The sequence below is a fragment of the Sinorhizobium fredii NGR234 genome, from assembly GCF_000018545.1.
Lineage (GTDB): Bacteria > Pseudomonadota > Alphaproteobacteria > Rhizobiales > Rhizobiaceae > Sinorhizobium > Sinorhizobium fredii_A.
In genome coordinates, this window is the sequence record NC_012587.1 from 2,391,383 (window position 1) to 2,410,968 (window position 19,586).

Consider the following 19,586-nt stretch of genomic DNA (forward strand, 5'->3'; position numbering starts at 1 on the left):
TCAAATCTCCAGGACAGATATCGAGCTCGCCTCAGCGAGCCAGCTCACGGCAAGACCCAGGGCGAGAAACGGACCGAAGGGCACTCTTCTTGTGCGCAGGTCTCCCCTCCAGACCGGCAGCATGGCGAGGACGAAGAGGAGCGCGCTGAAGCTCGCGGCGGCGAGGAACAGCGGAAAGCTCGCAATGGTGATCCAGCATCCCGCCGCAGCGGCCATCTTAACGTCGCCAAGCCCCAACCCGATCTGCCCGCGAGCGCGGAAATGCACGGCGCGCGCCAGCGCGAAGGTTCCCCCGAAGACGACCGCGCCTGAAACGATCCGCAGCCCATCGAAGCTGCCGAGCAGCCAATGTGCCGCGATGCCGGTGAGCCCGAGAAGAACGTTGCAGAGATCGGGAATTATGGACCTTCGCGCATCGATCAGCGCGATCACCGTGAGCTGAACCATGAGGATGGCAAAGACGAGTGCCTCCATGCCTTTCCCCTAGTTGGCGACGCGGACCAGGTCGCGCTGCATGCGCCTGCCCGGCGTGTCGGTGCGGTCGAAATCGAATTGCTGGCGGAATTCGTCGGTCACCTGCCGCGCTTCCTGCACGTCACGCACGATCCGCGGCCGAATGAAGATGATCAGCTCGGTGCGGTTGATGCCGTCGGTCTTCGACTTGAAGGCATTGCCGAACAGGGGGATATCGCCGAGCACCGGCATCTTCTTCTGGCCGAGTGATTTCTTTTCCTGGATCAGGCCGCCGAGCGCCAGGCTCTCGCCGTCGTTGACGACGACGCGGGTGGAAATCTTGCGCTGCTGGATCGTAGGAGAATCGATGCCCGAGGTCGTCGTCTCGACGACGTTGCTGACCTCCTGCTGGATGTCGAGCATGACGCGGCCGGAACTGTTGATCCGCGGCGTGACCGCGAGAATGATTCCGGTGTCCTTGAGCTCGACGGAGTTGACGATTGCCGCATCGGCGGAGGACGTGCTGGTGCTCGTCTGCGTGACCGTCGGCACCTGGTCGCCGACCTGGAGCTTCGCCTGCTGGTTGTTGATCACCATCAGGTTCGGCGAGGAAATCACCTTGACGTTGGTGACGCTGGAGAGCGCCTGCAGCGCTATCTGGGCGTCGCCGGCGAGATGCGTCCAGTTGAAGCCCGGGAAGGTGGCCGCAACGGCACCCGATGCAAGATCCGATAGCCCGAAGGCGTCGCTGTTGTGCTCGAAATACCAGCGCAGGCCAAATTTGAGTTCGTCGTTCAGACTCACTTCGGCGATCACGGCTTCCAGGAAGACCTGGGTCGGCAGCACGTCGAGCTGGCGGAGGATCTGTTCGATCCGCTGATATTCCCGTGCGGTGGTCGAGATCAGCAACGCGTTGTTCTCGATATCGGCAACGACGGAGGGAACCGAACTGACCGGCGCGCTTGCCGCTTCGACCGCGGCCTCGGGCGGCATTTCCATGGGAGCCCCTTCCCCGCCGGCGGCAACGGTCTCCGCGACGAGATCAGGGGCAACGACGCTTTGCCGGACGACGGTTCCGCCGCCGGCCTGGCCTGTTGCCAGCACGCTCTGCAGGACTTTCGCAAGCTCGGCCGCCGGGCGGTTCTGGATCTCGTAGACGAAGAGCTGCTCCTCGTTCGTCTCGGCGATCTTGTCGAGCTTGGCGATCCAGGAAGTGACCCTCGGCAGGTAGCTCGGCCGCGAGGTGATCGCCAGGATGGCATTCAGCCGCGTGTTCGGGATGAACCGGATCGTCTTCGCATTCGGGCCGCCATCGACGCCGAAGACGGAATTGAGCTCCTTGACCAGCTCCTGTGGCTGCGAGGCCTTGAGCGGATAGAGCGCCGTCGACATGCCCTTCATCCAGTCGACGTCGAAGACCGAGATCGCCTCGCGGATCGCCGCAAGCTCGCCATTGTTGCCGGCGACGACGATATAGTTGCGGGTCGGATCGGTCCTCAGCACCGCGCCCTTCTTGCTCACCTGCTCGATGATCTCGCGCATCTCGTCGGCGCCGATATAGTTGAGCTGCAGCACCTGCACCTTCATACCCGGCTCGTTCATCGGCACCCGCGGACCGATGATGGCGTTCGAGGCGGTCGCCTCGGAGATCGGCACGATCTCGTAGCGATCGGCCTTCTTGACGATCGCCGCGCCGTTTGTCGCGAGCGACACTTCGAGGATGTCGAGCAGGCTCTGCCGCGACATCGGGCTTGATGTCTGCAGCGTGATATTGCCGGTGACCTTCGGGTCGACGAGGTAGTTGTAGCCCATGATGTCGCCGAGGATCTTCTTGGCGGCCTGGGCGACCGGCGCATCGACCAGGTTGATCGTGTAGCCCTCCGATCCGTCCGCCGCCTTGCCAGCGGAGATTGCAGAGAGCGATTCTCCGGTGAACTCACCCGTGCCGACCTGCGCAAATCCGCGCGGCGCGGAATTTGCGCGGCGCGCACCGGTGATCGCCTTGGAGGCTGGGTAGCCGTAGGTGCTGGAATTCGTTGGTTTTCCAACACCTTCCATTAGTGAATTCCAGCGCTCGTCGTTATTCTCCAAGGCGCAGCCGGCGAGCATGGCAAGCCCCATGCCAAGCACAAATCGAACCCTGCCCACCCCGGAATCCCTCAACCTTTGCTTTCAATGTCTTACAGGAGATAAGGGTCTACTGGGATCGAAACTGTCCAAACGACTAAATATTTCCACAGCTTTGTGTTTTGCGTTGAAAACACTGCCCTGACAGATCGCGAGGCTGCTTGATAGGTTGCATTAAGAATGCGAGACGCACCGCTTTCCCGTGCGTCGTATCAAATTTGTTCACAATTCATGTTGTGGGAACATATCTCCCTTAGCTTTTCACCATTAGCAGGCCCGCCTTTAGCATCGATCGACGGACTTCGGCAGCTTCCGGTGCGGTCAGTTCCCAGACCGCTCCGCCGTTGCTCAAAAGTGAGAGCGTACCTCGTGACTTCGATTTTCCAAACCAGCCTCTCTTCGTCAGCGGCTCTTCAATCCAGTCCTGAAAGCGAACTCCGTGTATTATTTTGCCGAGATGAGCGGGGCTTAGGTAGTTCCATTTGAACACATCTCGGAAGTAGCCATCTGAGAAGCTCTTGCCAAAGAAATACTCGTTCCTAAATTCACCCGACGCTTTTCCCACTGCTTCCGACATGCCCGAGCTTATTGCTCCGTCCGTAAACCAAATTGGTCCTTCGCGGACCGTCAGATCGTAGATGATACCATACTGAGGGAAAACAAAGCCCAGCACTTCCTGAAGAATGGCGTCAACGTCTAAGGGTTGCTCCCGGTCGCGTTTGTAGTGAATTAGGACACGCCGCCCTGGCGAATAGTCAGTTACACCCACAGCAAGGCTGCAATCACGGACATTGCCTTTTTCGAAGTAGTTCACGGCAGTGAAGTAAGAGTAATTGTCGAAATTCCCTTCGGCTATGACCTTGTCGAGGAGGCTGAACTTCGGCGCTCTGCTTTTCCTTCCTTCGTCTATGCCAACATGCGCATGCGATGGATTCTCTTCTAATATTGCACAAATGTTCTCGATGAGTTCCTTCGCCTCCCGAACAGGTAACTTTCTGTCGAGCCCATAGAACACGATGGTGGTCATCATTGTGTCGACAAAGGGCAGTTCACGTAAATCACTCATGAAACCGTCTCACGCAATTGACATCAAAAACCGAAGAATGACTTGACCGCTCCCCACAGTCCGCCGCCGGACGAACCGCGACCATGGCTGCTTGTGTCCCTGTAACCGTTCCCGCCGCCAAGTGCCGAGTCAGGGTTGCGAGAAGGATGATCTATCGCAAAGTCCGCGCCCTGTGACCCAGCCGATGCTCGATTGTTCGCCAGTTTCACCTCCGCATGTTCTATTCTCTGGCACGCAGATACGCATTCGTAGTGATCGACACGACCGTCCTTATAGACGACAGTCACATCATCACGCTCTCGCGCGATCCCTTTTCTACCATAGCTCGTGTTATAGGATTTGTTCAGATACACTTTCTCAACATTCGGATTCTTGGCGGCCGCCTCTGCGATCTCGCTGCTCTTAGCCGCATGCCAGGCGTCCGTCGTTTTCTGGACGTTTCCAGCAATCTTCGATGTCCAATTCGGATCGACCTTTGTCGCCGATTTGCCAAAGAATCTGGTGACCTTGCTTGCGCCTGCGGGCACATAGGGAACGGCTGCGGCCGCCGCATCCACTGCCAAATCGACGCTTGCTTCTTGATAGATCTCACCGTCGAATGCGGCCCCATAGCCAAGCTTGCCCAAGTCGTAGACCAAGCTTAGCGCGTCCCAAATCTCATCGACAGGGATATGGCCGTTAGGATCTGACTTGTTTATCGGATCGTTGGCGGCATAGGCGTAGCGGTTGGTGCCGACGCCCGCGAGCGTCGGATTCCAGTCATCCGGTGAGATGAAGCGGCCGAAGCTCGGGTCCATGTAGCGGGCGTTGAGGTACATCAGCCCGGTTTCCGGATCGAAGCGCTCGCCGATATAGTTCTTCTGCGTCGCCATCGCCTTGTTGGCGGGCTCGCCGAAGGCTGCGTAGCGGGTGCTCTCGACGATGGCGCCGGTGCTGTCGGTGACGGCCCGGACCGACGACAGGTGGTCGCGGTGCAGGAAGTATTTCGTCTTGCCGACGACGCGGATGTCCATGTGCGGATAGCGGGTGAACACCTGATCGGCCGGATCCCATTCGACACCGGCATCCGGATAGAGCGTCGTGCCGAGCGGCCAGCTCTTCTTCGCCCGCGCCCCGTCGGGACCATAGGCGAGCGTCACGGTTGAACCGCCGGCGTTGACGACCTGCGAGACGCGGTTGGCGCGGTCGTAGGTGAAGCTGCGCGCCCCGTCCGACAACAGGTTGCCGTTGGCGTCGTAGCTGAAGGCGACGCCGTTCAGGGAGAGCGGCGCATGCGGCCGGTCGGCGGTGGCCGCCGGGTAGACGAAGCCGCCGGTCAGCCGTGTGCGGGTTCTCAGGTTGTCGTTGGTGTAATAGCTGAAGTCCTCGGAATAGGCCGATTCCGGATTGCCGGCATGGGTGACGCCCGAGAGCCGGCCGAAGCCGTCGTAGTCGTAGGTCCAGTCGTTGACCGTGCCGCTGGCGTTGATCGAAGTGATGCGGCCGGTCTTGTCGCGGCCGTAGCTGCCGTTGACGATGGTGACGACGGGGCTACCATCCGTGGGGTAGAGAGAGGTGTTGAACGCTGTGAGCCAGCGCCGCAGCGGCGAATAGGCGAAGGTCGTCTTTACGCCATTGACATAGGTGATCGACGCGGTCTGGCCGTCCGGCTCGTATTCGATCGCGGTGATATAGGCGGGGATGGCGTAGAGCTGGGATTTGCGGTTGTAGCTCCACTTGCTCGCGCTGGTGCCGACGTCGAGCGCCTCGGCATCCGGACCGTAGTCCTTCCAGAGCGGCAGCCGCCCCTTGTCGTAGCCGGTCTGCTCGATATGCTGCACACCGTCGATGGTGACAATCTTCTTCAGCAACAGGCCGTCGGCATTGTAGTCGAACTGCTGCGAGGCGGCGCCGTTTACGGAACTCGTCAGCTGCCCCTTGTTGTAATAGCCGGCTTCCGCCGTGTTGTCGTAGCCGTTCTGGGCAATCAGGATGCCGTTGGTGCCGGCCGACGCATTCGCCAGATCGTCGTAGGCGCGCGTCGTCACCGGCCGGCCGAGCTTGTCATAGGTGATCGTCGTCACCTTGCCGCGCGCATCCGTCTGGCGGATCACCCGGCTGGCGTCGTCATAGACATAGAGCCACTTGCCGAGATCCGGATCGTGGGCGACGAGGCGGTTGCCCATCAGGTCGTAGCTGTAGCTCCAGGTCGAGCCGGCCGCGTCCATGACCTTGAGCATGCGGTGCAGCCCATCATAGCTGGCGCCATAGAGCCGGCGCGACGTATAGGTGCCGTCGGCGGCGGTCGGGGTGCGCTGCACCACCTCGGTGACGTCGCCGCCGGTCGAGACATGCGTGAAGGTCGACATGCCTTCTTCGTCGATCACCTGGGTGCGGTCCAGGAGCACGTTGCTGCTGCCGCCATTCGCATCCGGCAGCGCATAGGCGTAGCTCTTGAAGGTGCTGTCCGGATTGGTCACCCTGAGCGGCCGGTTCGCCCAGTCGAAACTCGTCGTCGTCCAGTAGGGCGCCGGCTCCGCTTCTTAGGGCAGGCTGACCTTCGCCTTGTTGCCGCGGTCGTCATAAACCGTCTCGACATAGGAGGTCGGAGAGCTCCCATCCCCGGCCGTCAGGACTTTCCAGACCCGACCGAGACCGTCGAAGTACTGCGCCTGGTCGGCGGTGCCGGTGTGGTTCGCCCGGCCCGTCGTGGTGACGATGCGCTGGTTCAGCGGATCGCCGAAGGCGGCATAGCTGGTCCTGACGTAAGAACCGGTGACCTCATTCTCGACGAGGGTCGGACGGCAGAAGACGTCATAGCTGTAAGCGGTGACGACGCCGTTCGCAGCGGTCTTCGAGGCCGGTGCGCCGCAAGGCGCGTTCGGCACGGAGGTCGTCACGTGACCGAGGGGATTAGTCTCCTTCACCACATAGAGCTTATAGGTGCCGTCATAGGCCCAGGTCGTCGTCTCGTCGCCGCTGATCGTCGCCGTCAGCCGGTTGCCATTGGCGGGGTCATAGGTGAAGGTCGAGGTCTGGTAGCTGCTCGCCGTCGTGTAGTCGCGCCGGGCGGTCAGGCTGCCCTGCTCCGGTGCGGCCGCATGGGCGTTGTCGTCGTAGAACAACAGCGTCTGCCTCAGCAATGTGCCGGTCAGATCGACACCTTCATAGGTGCGCTGCCGGTGCGGCAGCGACCTGATGTATTTGGCGGTGTTGACGGTGTAGTCGGTGTCGACCAGAACCTCGTCGCCCTCCTTGTCGGTGCGGCCGTGGTTGATCTCGGCGGTGATGTTGCCCCAGGCGTCGAAGCTGCGCGTCGTCTTCAGCGTCCGCGTGACGCTGCCTTCGGTGCGGGTCGTGGTCGTCGCCGTGTTCAGCGCCGAATAGGGCAGTGTCGCCGTCTTCAGCGCATAGGTCTCACCGACGGTACGGCGCACGACGCCGTCGTCGTCGAGATGCTCGATCTTCGACGGCAGGCCGACTGCGGCGTTGGACAGGACATAGGTGGTCCGCACGACCGGCGATGCAGTGTCGCCGGCAATCTTCGGCAGGCTCTTCGTCACCGTGCCGAAGCCGAGGAAGCGGCGCCGGCTCGCATCGTAGTATCCGTTCGCATAGCTGTAGGCGGTCGTCGCCGTGTCCCCACGACCATCGGCTGCCGTAACCGTGGCCACCGTCGGCAGCACGAAGGGCAGGAACTTGTTTGCATAGGCCGTCGAGGGTCGATAGGCCGTCTTGACCTGCCCGCCCTGCTCGTTCGTCACGGTGTTCAGCAGATTGGCCGGACCGCCTGCCGCTGTGCCGTAGAGGATCGAGTACGGAGTATTGGCGAAATGATCGAAGAGCTTGTTCGTATAGTCGGAATTTTCCAGCGGCGGCTTGTCGCTGTAGTCTGGGTCATACGGGTTCGTCGACGGCGCCGCCAGCGTTGCCGGAGCAGCTAAAAGATCCGTTTGACCGTCACCATTGAAATCCCCAGCCGTCATGAAACTCGTTGACCGGCCGAGATAGGTCTGAGGGAAAGTATTGCCCTCCTGCGATTGGTGCATGCGGAAGGAATACCACCTGCTATTGCTAAGATTGACAAGCCTGGCGCTTCTTGTCGGCAAGACTCCGAGGCCGAGTTCGGCCTTGCCATCGCCATCGGCGTCGGAAACGAACGGCGACGTCGCCTGTTCCATATCATCGACTGGAAGCTTCTCTCTCCAAGGTACCAGCCGGTCGCCGGTGAACAGGTAGATCGAGATGAAGCCATCGGCTTCGTCGCCGTCATTCTGGCCGAAATAGAAGTTGACGAGATCGTCAAGTCCGTCGCCGTTGAGGTCCAGCGCCACCCAGTTCTTGCCGCATTTGTAGGTGGAGCCGCATTTGGCGATACCGATGGTGGGCGTCTCGCTGACGCCGTTGTGGCTGACGTTAAGCGTAACGGGAACCCCGCCGTTGTTGATGCCGCTGGCACCAACCCTCTGGGTGCGGCCGTCACCGAAAAAGTTGCCGTAGCCTTTCCCCAGCCCAGCGAGACTGTCTCGGCCGTCGCCGTCCCAGTCGATGGAAAAGCTCGAGCCGTTGCCGCAGAGCCCTTTAAGCCGCGAATCCGTAATCGCATTCGATGCCCCCTCCGCCGCAAGGCAATCATTGACGTCGACAGCGAATGTGTCTCCACTCTTGGTAAAGGTCGCCTGGTAGCGAACAGTTGCCGCTTCGGTATCGTTCGTCAGTACAAGCGTTTGCGTCTGGGTCTTGTCAGTGCCGAAGCGTCCCCAAGCGACGCCATTGACGATCTTCGCGACAGTCTTGTCATCGTCGTTGAAGGCAAAACCCACGCACGGCAAGCCCACGTTCTGCGACGAAAATGTCGCGTTTCTATCAGGGCTATGGAAGAGCACAGAGCTGCAACTTGAATCAGTGAAGGAGTCAAATTTGCTTTTGAGAATTTCCGTCACGCCGTCCGAGTTGAGGTCGGCGCCGGCCAAAGCGGCTCTCCAATAGACTCTGGAGAATTGCTTCCCCGGATAGGGATAGTCGTCATTCATTACCCTCCAAGAGACGACACGCCGCTGGTAGGGCATGCCGGTGAGACCTTCGATCGTCTTGCCGCTGAAACCCGTCCCGCTCGCATCGTTGTAGTCGAAGGTCGTTTTCGGCAGCGCCGTGCCGCCGGTGATCGTCTCGTCCTCGTCCAGGACGACATTGCCGCCGAAGTGCTGCACCGAGATCAGCCGCGACGCCAGGCTCAACGGCGCGGGATCGTAAGAGAGCGCATAGCCAGCCGACACGGTGGAGCTCGTCTTCACCAGGATCGTCTTGATCCGCTTGGTGATCGTCGAGATCGTGTGGCCGTTGGCGGCGGTGATATAGTCAGGACGCGTCTCGTAGAAGAACTGGATGCTCCGCCCGTTGTAGGAGACCGTCTTCGGATAACAGACCGGCATGTCGGCGCAGTCGTAGCTATAGCTGACCGTATTGCCGTAGGTGTCCTTCACCGTTCTCGCAAGCCAGCGGTAATTGAAGGCGATATCCTTGGCATCTTCCGTCGTGGCGGCCGAGGCGGCGATCTTGCCGACCGACTCGAAGGTCGTCACCGTGCCGTCGCGGCCGGTCACCTGCCAAGTGTTGCTGGCGCTGTCGAACTTGATCCTCAGATAGTTCTCGACTTCCGAGACCCAATTGCCGCCAGAATCACACGAAGCCCCCTCGCCCGCACATTTGACGAGCGGCTCGCCATTCAGAAGATAGACGTCCTCCGGTAGATATTGCGGCACGCCGAGCTGGTATCCTGCCCGTTCAATCACCGGCACACCGGACAGTCCCCAGCCATAGCCGAGCCAGCCCTGGTATTCGCCGCCGGTCTTCGTCTTGCGGCCTGAGTTGTAGCTCAGCCCGAGCTTCGGCTCGAGGCCGCGGAACGCCGGAATCTCGATCGGATAGTTGTAGGTGAAGACACCATTGTTGCCGACCTCCGGCTGCCCCGTCTCGATGCGCCGGACCGCCTCGTTGGCGCCATCGGGATTGACGTGCACCTCGGCCGTCTGAGCCTGGAGATTGGAAAGGAGAGAAAGAAAAAAGATCGAAGAGACGAAGATACCGCCAACACGCATAGAGAGAGTGCCACCTGCCACCAATGATTGCAGCATGGCTAGGACGGAATCGGCCGCAACTCAATGGGGTAACAATAAATTCCCACACTAAAAAATAAGGGGAACAAAAAGTGGGTTAACGGGGCGGTAAAGGACGCCCGATGATGAGAAGGCAAATCACGTCTCCGCAGGTCATTTTTGTGGAGCGTGACGGCGTGACCGGTTAGGGGGCCGATGCCGCCCTTCGGCAACCTTGGCACAATTTTCCGCCCTCCACCCAATACAGACTATGTCGCGCGGCGAGGCAAAGGCCGAGGCGGCACCACGCAACGCTCGCCGCCGCCGAAGAGCCGTGAGCGCGTCAGGAAGCGCTTCTCGCGGCCGTTGTCGAGCGAGAACATGCCGCCCCTGCCCGGCACCACGTCGATGATCAACTGGGTGTGCTTCCAGACCTCGTATTGGCTGGCGCTGATATAGACCGGCACGCCGTCGATCTCGCCGAGCTTCACATCGTTGTCGCCGACGATGTAATCATCGGCCGGGTAGCACATGGGCGACGAGCCATCGCAACAGCCGCCCGATTGGTGGAACAGGATATCCGGATGATCGCGCCGGATTTCGCGGATGAGCGCGATCGCCGCGTCGGTCGCAAGCACGCGCGGCTCGCCACTTGTTTCCGTCATGGTTTGCTCCTTCCTGCCTGCATGTCTCCTTAAATCGACTTCGATTTAAGGACGAAGACCTGCAGCAAATCAAAGTGCTAAAGCGACCTTTGCGCGTCTGATAAGACGCGCGGCGCTGTAGACGCCGACGGCTCCCGATGGAACATCGGGAGCCTGCCGGGAGGATGACCGGCACAGGCGGGATGAGAAAGTGCGAGCGGTTTGACGCCCGCATCCCGCCTGATTTCTGCCGGGATCAGAAGAAGCCGAGCGCCTTCGGGCTGTAGCTCACCAGCATGTTCTTGGTCTGCTGGTAATGGTCGAGCATCATCTTGTGCGTCTCGCGGCCGATGCCCGATTGCTTGTAGCCGCCGAAGGCGGCATGCGCCGGGTAGGCATGGTAGCAATTGGTCCAGACGCGGCCGGCCTGGATTTCGCGGCCGAAGCGGTAGCAGCGATTGGCGTCGCGGCTCCACACGCCGGCACCGAGGCCGTAGAGCGTGTCATTGGCGATCTCGAGCGCCTCGTCCTCGGTCTTGAAGGTGGTCACCGACACGACCGGTCCGAAGATTTCCTCCTGGAAGATCCGCATCTTGTTGTGCCCACGGAACACCGTCGGCTTGACGTAGTAGCCACCGGCGAGGTCGCCCTCGAGCACGTTGCGCCCGCCGCCGGCCAGGACCTCGGCGCCTTCCTGCTTGCCGATGTCGATATAGGAGAGGATCTTCTCCAACTGTTCGCCCGACGCCTGCGCGCCGATCATCGTTGCACTGTCGAGCGGATTGCCCTGCCGGATCGCCTCGACCCGCTTCACCGCCCGCTCCATGAAGCGATCATAGATGCTTTCCTGGACCAGCGCCCGGCTCGGGCAGGTGCAGACCTCGCCCTGGTTGAGCGCGAACATCGCGAAGCCTTCGAGCGCTTTGTCGAAATAGTCGTCGTCCTCATTGAGCACGTCGGCGAAGAAGATGTTCGGCGACTTGCCGCCGAGCTCGAGTGTGACGGGGATGAGGTTTTGGCTGGCATATTGCATGATCAGCCGCCCCGTCGTCGTCTCCCCGGTAAAGGCGATCTTGGCGATGCGCGGGCTGGTCGCCAGCGGCTTGCCCGCTTCGAGCCCGAAGCCGTTGACGATGTTGAGCACGCCCGGCGGCAACAGGTCGGCGATCAATTCGGCGAGGATGAGGATCGAGGCCGGCGTCTGCTCGGCTGGCTTCAGGACGACGCAGTTGCCGGCGGCAAGGGCCGGCGCCACCTTCCAGGCGGCCATCAGGATCGGGAAGTTCCACGGAATGATCTGGCCGACGACACCGAGCGGCTCATGGAAATGGTAGGCGACCGTATCGTGGTCGATCTCGCCGATCGAGCCTTCCTGTGCCCGGATGCAGGCGGCGAAATAGCGGAAATGGTCGATCGCCAGCGGAATATCGGCGGCCATGGTTTCGCGGATCGGTTTGCCGTTGTCCCAGGTCTCGGCCCGCGCCAGAAGTTCGAGATTGTCCTCCATCCGCGCGGCGATCTTCATCAGGATGTTGGAGCGCTCGGTGGTCGAGGTGCGGCCCCACTTCTCCTTGGCGGCATGGGCAGCATCGAGTGCGAGCTCGATATCGGCGGCATCCGATCGGGCTATCTGGCAGAGCGAACCGCCGGTGACAGGCGTGGTATTGTCGAAATAGCGGCCGGCGACCGGCTCGCGCCATTCACCGCCGATGAAATTTCCATACTTGTGCTTGAACGGGTTATCGAGAATTTTCTGATGCAGCATCGCTTCCTCCCTTGGAAAAACCAGCACTCCAATTTGCTGTGGGAGGTAGAGTGAAGCCGAGCGCGGATTTTCGGTAGTGCGCCGCAGCAGCCTGCAACGCCATCTGTTTCAGAATTGAGACAGGTTATTGTCCATTGTCGTGCTGCAGCGCAGCAATGACTGAGAGTTTCTCGCCTGGGTCTGCCCCTCATCCGCCTGCCGGCACCTTCTCCCCGCAAGCGGGGCGAAGGGACGATGCCGCGCCGTCTCAGTCCCCTCTCCCCGTCAAAACGGGGAGAGGGCCAGTCCTTGTCCGAACCGGATAGATTGGTAACAGAACGGACCGTTTACATAGGTGACAGTTCTCTAGATGCCGGGAGGACCGGCGATGGTTTGGAGAGAGACTGGCATCATGGAGGAGCGGCTGAAGTTTGTTGCGGCATGTTTGTCCGGCGAGGAGACGATGGCTGGGCTTTGCGCGCTCTACGGGATATCGCGCAAGACGGGCTATAAATGGCTGAGACGCTTTCAGCTGCGCGGTCCTGCGGGGCTGGAGGATCTGCCGCGAGCACCACTTAACCACGGGCGGGCGACGGCGGCAGAGCTGGTGGAGCGGATCGTGGCGGAGAAGGAAGCGCATCCGCTATGGGGTCCGAAGAAGATCGTTGCGCGGCTGGCGCGACAGGACCCGGCGACGGCTTGGCCGTCGGCTTCAACGGCGGGAGCGATCCTCAATCGGCACGGGCTGGTCGGGCGGCGGCGCGCCCGGTGGAAGGGGGCCGGCAACGGCCCTTGGCCGGAGCCGGCGATGCCAAATGCGGTATGGACGGGCGACCACAAAGGCTGGTTCACGACCCGCGACGGCTGGCGCTGCGAACCGCTGACGGTGATGGATGTCAAAAGCCGTTATCTGCTGGCGCTGGAGGCGACCGGCTCGACCGGTGACGAAGAGGCCTGGCCGGTGTTCGAGCGGCTGTTTGACGAGCATGGCCTGCCCGACCGCATCAGGACCGACAACGGTCCGCCCTTCGCGGCGGCCGGTGTCACCGGACTGACGCCGCTATCCCTACGCTTCGTGCGGCTGGGGATTACGCTGGAGCGCATTGCGCCAGGTAAGCCGCAGCAAAACGGAAAGCACGAGCGCTTCCATCTGACCATGCTGCCGCTGGCAAAAGCGCCGGCAGCCGACCGGGCCGCGCAGGCCGAAGCCTTCGAAGCGTTTCGGCGTGAGTACAATGAGGAGCGACCGCACGAGACGCTCGGCATGGACACGCCGGCCGAGCACTACCGGGCCTCGACGCGCAAAATGCCGGTCAGCCCTCCCGAACCCGATTATCCGGCCGAGGCCGCGGTGCGCAAGGTGCGCCACAACGGCGCCGTCAAATGGCAGGGCGCGGAGATTTACGTCTCGGCCACGCTGGTCGGAGAGGTGGTCGCCATTGAGGAGACGGAGAGCGGCGAATGGACGATGCGCTTCTACGCCCATCGCCTCGGCTTTATCGACGAGAAACGCGGCAGGCTCGTCCGCAAAACCGTCTTGCAACCCCGACCAGCCGTCGGTCTTGCGGACGAGCTACGGGAAGAACTGTAACCCATGTATCCGGTTCAATGTGTTACCCACCTATCGGCTGGACATCCTCGGGTTAAACCCGAGGAGAGGGGCATTCTTTAGCTTCGACGCCGGTGCATCGGCTCAATTCAACGAAAGCCGCTTCATCTTGCGGTAGAGCGTCGCACGGCTGATGCCGAGCAGGTCGGCGGCCATCGACACATTGCCGTTGGTGCGCGACAGTACGCGGCGGAGCGCTGCTCGCTCGGCGTCCGGCAATTCGGCCCCCTCCCGGGGAACACCCTCCTGGAGCAGGTCGGAGGCGGGAACGCCGGCTGCAATGCGCCTGTCGTCGAGCCCGAGCCACTGCCGGGCCGCCCGCGTGGCGCCGAGCACGAGGTCATCGCGATCGACGGCGAGCAGAGCCGGTCCTTGGCGATCGGCCGGCACGAGCACGATCCGCGCCTCGGCAAAGGCCCGGCGGAACAGGTTTGCCTCGATGCGGGCGGCGGCATCCCGCACCGCTTGCGAGAGGATCGAGAGCGTCGCCTCGGAGGCGTCGTCGCGGCAGGTGGAAATGTCGAGCGCCGCGGCAAGGCGCCCGGTTTCGTCGCGGATCGGCGCTGTCGCGCAGCTCAAACCGATATTGCGGCTCAAGAAATGTTGATCGCGATGGATGACGACGGGGCGCTCGTCGGCAATCGCCGTACCGATGCCGTTGGTTCCGACGCTCGCCTCGCTCCACACGGTCCCCGACCAAAGCCCGACGCCGCGAAAATCGGCATCGTCCCCGTCTGCCCCGCGTCGCTCGAGCGCAATGCCCTTGTCGTCGGTCAGCAACAGGCAGCATCCGGACTTGACGATGACGGCGAACAGCCGGTCGAGTTCGCCGACGGCTTCCGCAATCAGCACCTCGGAGCGTTCGCGCGCCTGCCGAAATTCGCCAACGTCGAGGCGCCATGGCAAGCGCGCCTCCTCAGGGGCCAGACCGTGCAGGGTCATGCAGCGCCGCCACGAGGCGGCGACCGGCGAACTGACGGCTGCCGACGACTGTTGCGCGGTTCTGTAGACGTGTTCCGTATGGTCCCTGATTGCAGGCATTCGCTCCCTCCCTGAAAGCGTCCTCCGGCGGCAAATCGCCTGCACCCTCCCGGTTCGGTACAGCCGTATCGGCGGCCACTATGGCCGAGACTGCGCGGCGGGTCTACCCAGACGAAGGTCGGGCCAGCGCTGCCCTTCGTCGGCAGACCGGCCGGCAGTATCGACCCGGCCGCCGATATGCTACGCCGTCCGCCAGTTCCTGCGACTCGCCCGCAATACCCGCCCGCAACACCGGTCGTCCGCCATGCTTCGTGATTTCTCAGTGCAAAGCCTCTTCATGGGCGTCCTTATCGCCTTCGTCGGCTTCGCCAGTTCCTTCGCCGTCATTCTGCATGGCCTCGCAGGCGTCGGCGCCACGGAAACCCAGGCAGCCTCGGGCCTGATGGCCCTGTCTCTTTCCATGGGCGTCTGCGCGATCGTCATCAGCATCATCACGCGGCTTCCCGTCAGCATCGCCTGGTCGACCCCCGGTGCGGCGCTGCTGGCAACGTCAGGAGCCGTCCAAGGGGGCTTCAATGCCGCCGTCGGCGCCTTCCTCGTTTGCGCCCTGCTGATCGTCGTCGCCGGCCTCTGGAAGCCGCTCGGACGGGTGGTCTCCTCCATTCCGCCGGCGCTCGCAAACGCGATGCTCGCCGGCGTGCTGTTGAGCCTCTGTTTCGCGCCGGTGAAGGCGATCGCTTTCAATCCGCTCTTCGGTCTGCCGATCGTCCTCGCCTGGGCGATCGTCGGCAGCGTCAACAAGCTTTATGCCGTTCCCGCCGCGCTTGTCGCCTTCGTTCTTGTGATCGCCTTCGGCGTCGAGATGCCGGACGGCGCCTTTGCGAAGCTCTCGTCCGCCCTCGTCCCCGAGGCTGAATTCGTTCCGCCGGTTTTCAATGCCGCGGCGATGATCAGCATCGCCCTGCCGCTCTTCATCGTCACCATGGCGTCACAGAACATTCCCGGCATCGCGGTGCTGAAGGTCAATGATTATCACCCGAATCCCGGCCCGCTCTTCGCCACGACCGGGCTCTTTTCGTTGTTCAGCGCACCGTTCGGCGGCCACGCCGTCAACCTGGCGGCGATCACCGCGGCGATGTGCGCCGGTCCCGATTCCCACCCGGACCGCAAACGCCGTTACTGGTCGGCAATCAACGCCGGCATCGCCTATATCATATTCGGCCTGCTCGCCGGCGCCGTCACCACCTTCGTCAGCCTGGCGCCACCGGTGCTGATCGAGGCCGTCGCAGGCTTGGCGCTCATCGGCGCCTTTTCAAGTTCCGCCGTGGCCGCCTTCACCGAAGCCCGGACCCGCGAGGCCGCCGCCATCACGTTCCTCGTCACCGCATCGGGCGTCAGTTTTGCCGGCGTCTCCGGCGCCTTCTGGGGCCTCGTCGCCGGCGGCCTCATGCTGGCGCTCGCGCGTTTTTCCCGGCGCAAAAGCTGACAGGCGCCGCACTTCTTGCATTTCGGCCGGTTCTCCGCTATGGACCCGGCGTCCGCGCAGACACCCTTGGAGGCAACGCGGATGAAGCTGCTTTGCGGCTTCAGGTTTTTCCGCCCGTGGCGGACGAACTCTCCAAATAACCAGAAAGGTCTATCCATGAGCCAGACTTACGAGCTCAAGGCCGAGACGCGCGAACGGGTTGGTAAGGGGTCCTCCCGCGAACTTCGCCGCAACGGTCTTATCCCGGCTGTCATCTACGGTGACAAGCAGGCCCCGCTTTCCATCGCGCTCTCCACCAAGGAAGTGACGATGAAGATCCACGCCGGCGGTTTCATGACCACCGTCGCGACGATCGACGTCAATGGCGAGAAGATCCGCGTCCTGCCGAAGGACTACCAGCTGGATCCGGTTCGCGATTTCACCATGCATGTCGACTTCCTGCGCGTCTCCAAGGGCAGCCAGGTGTCGGTCCAGGTTCCGGTTCACTTCGAAAACGAAGAGAAGTCCCCGGGCCTCAAGCAGGGCGGCACGCTGAACATCGTTCGCCATGAAGTCGAACTGAACGTTTCCGCCGACAACATTCCGGAGTTCCTGAGCGTCGACCTCAGCGGCCTCAAGATCGGCGACACCGTCCACATTTCGGACGTCAAGCTTCCGGCTGGCGCGACTCCGGTCATCGCCGATCGCGACTTCACGGTCGCCACGATCGCCGGCCGCGCCCAGGAAGTTGAAGTAGCCGAAGAGGCCGAGGGCGAAGCGGAAGCTTGATCCGCGACTGCTGCAGCGGCTGAGCGGCCCTTCCGGTCCTACATTTGAGAAACCCGTCCCGCACCAGGGGCGGGTTTTTTCGTTGTGCACCGCACGCAAGCCGCGAGGCGCAGCCGCGCCCTATGAAATCTCGGCGTGCAATTTCAGCAACATTTAAGGTTTTGATGATGTGCTGCGCGCGGGGGACAAAGCGTGGCAGTGCAAGAGAATCCGAATGTCGAGAATGGTGACGTGCGCCGCCGGGGGCATCCGATGATGCACTCGGTGGAGAGCCGGTTTATTGCAATTGTCTGCAGCGCAATGCTTGTATTCGTTGCGCCTTTGTTGGCATTGTTCCTCGCCATATCCAGCGAGCGGGTCTCGCGGGAGCGCCTGCAGAACGTCGAACTGCTGATGCAAGCCAGCGGGGAAGCGCTTGGCAAGCCTATCTGGGACTTCGATCAGGACGGCATCGAGCGGATTGCTCTTTCGCTGATGAACGCCAGCGACGTTCGCGCCGTCACGATCCGCGATACTGCGGGAAACATCCTTGCGGAACTGCCCCCGGGAAGCCCTGACGCCGTGGACGGCAAGTCCCTGGAAACCGCGATTTCCTACGACAGCGTCAAAGGACCCGTGCCCGTCGGCGGATTGACGGTCGTGGTTCCCACGTCCGGCCTCCTGTTGCGCTTCAGCAAAGACGAGTGGACGATCCTCGGCATCCTTCTTTTTGCCGTCGCTACAGTCTTCGCGGCGGCGCTGATCGGCAACCGATTCATCGTGATCCGGCCGCTGATGCGGCTCACCGCTGCAGTCGAAGCGACGCGGCGCCTCGGATCGCGCCATCGGGTCGACTGGAATTCGGACGACGAGATGGGCGCCCTGGCCGGCAACTTCAACGCGATGCAGGACCGGCTGGAGCGCGAGGAAAGGGAGTTGAAGAGCGCGCATGCCCGCGCGACGGAGACCTATAATCTGACGCCGGCCATGCTTTTCTCCCGTGACGCCGCGGGCCGGCTGAGCGCGGTCAGCGACTATTGGCTGCTGGCGACCGGCTATCTCCGCGACGAAGTGATCGGGCGAAGCTTCACCGATTTCATCGATCCATCATGGCATGAGGCCTACCACCAGAGCGCGAAAGCGACAGCGGTGGATGGTGACGATATCACCGAATTGACCCTGCCGTTCCGCAAGGCGGATGGCGAGTTCATGACCGTGCTCATCCTCGAAACGGAAACGAGCAGCGGCGAGATCTCGCTTTCGGTGATGACCGACGTCACGGCCTTGAAACAGGCCGAAAGCCGCAACCATACCCAGGCGATCACCGACCACCTGACCGGGCTCCTCAACCGGCAAGGGTTCGAGAACGCGCTCGACGAGGCAATTCTAAGCGCCGACCAGTGCGGCATGCAACTCGCCTGCCTGTTCATCGATCTCGACCGCTTCAAGTGGATCAACGACAATTTCGGCCACGCCGCCGGCGATGCGGTCTTGCGCCAGACGGTGGAGCGCATCCGGGCGGCGCTTCGACCTGAAGATGTGATCGCGCGGCTCGGCGGCGACGAATTCGCCATTCTCATTGCCGCAACGGACGTCGCTGTCCTTGCAAGCGAGATCGGAGAGAGCATCTGCGCTGCGCTGCACGAACCGATGCCGATTACCGGAAACGAGCTCTTCGTCAGCGCCAGCGTCGGCGTTTCGGTCTACCCGGCCCACGCCTCCGGCGCCTCCGACCTGCTGCTCAAGGCAGACATGGCCATGTATGCCCGCAAACGCGACGGCAAGAATGGCCTGCAGGTCTTCGATGCCGGCATGCTCGACGCGGCCCGCGAGCGCCACGAGATCGAGCAATGCATAGAGGCAGGCCTGAAGGAGGACTGGTTCGAAGCCTGGCTGCAGCCGATCGTCAGCCTCGATGACGGGCAGATTGTCGGTTTCGAAGCGCTGATGCGCCTTGATCATCCGGAAAAGGGCCTGATGCCGCCGGGCAAGATCATCGGCATTGCCGAAGAGACCGGCACGATCGGCCGCATCGGCGACCGAGTCCTGGAAAAGGCGATCCGGCATCTTGCTGCCATCTCCGCTTTGGACGGAACCCAGAGCACCTATCTCGCCGTCAACTTCTCGCCATTGCAGTTCGAATTGACCCTGCCCCACAAGCTCGCGGCGCTTCTTCTCAAGCATCATATTTCGCCGCAGCGCATCGTCGTCGAGATCACCGAAGCGGTGCTGATGCTCGACAATCCGGAAGTCCACGCGGTCCTGAAACAGCTGAACGAGTTCGGCTGCCGCATCGCGCTCGACGATTTCGGCACCGGCTATTCGTCGCTCAGCTACCTCAACCGCTTCCCGGTGGATATCGTCAAGGTCGATCAGTCCTTCACGCGCTCCCTGAGTTCCGGCGCCGCCGATGTCCGGCGCAAGAGCCGCATGCTGATCAAGGGTATTCGGACGATCTCCCACCAGATGGGCTGCACGGTCGTCGCCGAAGGCATCGAGACGGACGAGCAGTGGCAACTCCTGCGCAAGCTCGGTGTGGATAATGGCCAGGGTTATCTCTTCAGCCGGCCGATGCCGATAGACGGTATGCTGACCATGCTGGAGAACGAATCCGAAGCGAAGGCCAGCACTCCTGCCTAGGAGCGGGCCAGAAGG

Annotated in this window: 12 protein-coding genes; 4 read left to right on the plus strand and 8 right to left on the minus strand. The window is 62.0% G+C overall.

Annotation, left to right across the window (positions count from 1 at the left end):
* From NGR_RS22710 to adh, 7 genes are all read right to left on the minus strand, one after another.
* Window positions 1-474, minus strand: coding sequence for a prepilin peptidase (locus tag NGR_RS22710; RefSeq protein ID WP_012708826.1), 474 nt, complete (start codon window positions 472-474; stop codon window positions 1-3).
* A gap of 9 nt (window positions 475-483) precedes the next feature.
* On the minus strand, window positions 484-2,601 hold the full coding sequence (gene gspD / locus NGR_RS22715; protein WP_164924417.1) for a type II secretion system secretin GspD: 2,118 nt from the start codon (window positions 2,599-2,601) through the stop codon (window positions 484-486).
* A 232-nt stretch (window positions 2,602-2,833) separates the two neighbouring features.
* Window positions 2,834-3,646, minus strand: coding sequence for a hypothetical protein (locus NGR_RS22720; RefSeq protein WP_012708828.1), 813 nt, complete (start codon window positions 3,644-3,646; stop codon window positions 2,834-2,836).
* Between the two features lie 23 nt (window positions 3,647-3,669).
* Window positions 3,670-6,105: an RHS repeat domain-containing protein gene (locus NGR_RS22725; protein WP_012708829.1), complete on the minus strand. Its 2,436-nt coding sequence runs from the start codon at window positions 6,103-6,105 to the stop codon at window positions 3,670-3,672.
* Between the two features lie 63 nt (window positions 6,106-6,168).
* Entirely contained in the window at window positions 6,169-9,723 is a 3,555-nt protein-coding gene (locus NGR_RS22730; RefSeq protein ID WP_012708830.1) for a toxin TcdB middle/N-terminal domain-containing protein, read from the minus strand.
* A 266-nt stretch (window positions 9,724-9,989) separates the two neighbouring features.
* On the minus strand, window positions 9,990-10,385 hold the full coding sequence (locus tag NGR_RS22735) for a DUF779 domain-containing protein (RefSeq protein WP_012708831.1): 396 nt from the start codon (window positions 10,383-10,385) through the stop codon (window positions 9,990-9,992).
* Between the two features lie 235 nt (window positions 10,386-10,620).
* The gene (gene adh, locus NGR_RS22740; protein WP_012708832.1) at window positions 10,621-12,129 is read right to left on the minus strand and encodes an aldehyde dehydrogenase; all 1,509 of its coding nucleotides are present in this window, start codon (window positions 12,127-12,129) and stop codon (window positions 10,621-10,623) included.
* 367 nt (window positions 12,130-12,496) lie between these two features.
* Here adh and NGR_RS22745 point away from each other — a divergent pair, with 367 nt between their 5' ends.
* Window positions 12,497-13,699 carry an integrase core domain-containing protein gene (locus tag NGR_RS22745; RefSeq protein ID WP_164924418.1) on the plus strand — a complete coding sequence of 401 codons (1,203 nt, stop codon included), beginning with the start codon at window positions 12,497-12,499 and terminating at the stop codon, window positions 13,697-13,699.
* Between the two features lie 102 nt (window positions 13,700-13,801).
* Here the strand turns inward: NGR_RS22745 and NGR_RS22750 are convergent, their stop codons facing one another.
* Window positions 13,802-14,758 carry a helix-turn-helix domain-containing protein gene (locus NGR_RS22750; RefSeq protein ID WP_012708834.1) on the minus strand — a complete coding sequence of 319 codons (957 nt, stop codon included), beginning with the start codon at window positions 14,756-14,758 and terminating at the stop codon, window positions 13,802-13,804.
* Between the two features lie 244 nt (window positions 14,759-15,002).
* On the opposite strand from NGR_RS22750, the gene NGR_RS22755 reads away from it, so the two are divergent.
* The 3 genes from NGR_RS22755 to NGR_RS22765 all read left to right on the plus strand — a co-directional run bounded on the left by NGR_RS22755 (window position 15,003) and on the right by NGR_RS22765 (window position 19,571).
* A complete protein-coding gene (locus NGR_RS22755; protein WP_012708835.1) occupies window positions 15,003-16,184 on the plus strand; it encodes a benzoate/H(+) symporter BenE family transporter in 1,182 nt (393 codons plus the stop codon).
* Between the two features lie 156 nt (window positions 16,185-16,340).
* Window positions 16,341-16,952: a 50S ribosomal protein L25/general stress protein Ctc gene (locus tag NGR_RS22760; RefSeq protein ID WP_164924419.1), complete on the plus strand. Its 612-nt coding sequence runs from the start codon at window positions 16,341-16,343 to the stop codon at window positions 16,950-16,952.
* Window positions 16,953-17,204: 252 nt separating this feature from the next.
* Complete coding sequence (locus tag NGR_RS22765) at window positions 17,205-19,571, plus strand: putative bifunctional diguanylate cyclase/phosphodiesterase (protein ID WP_012708837.1); 2,367 nt, start codon at window positions 17,205-17,207, stop codon at window positions 19,569-19,571.
* The last annotated feature ends 15 nt before the right edge of the window (window positions 19,572-19,586 follow it).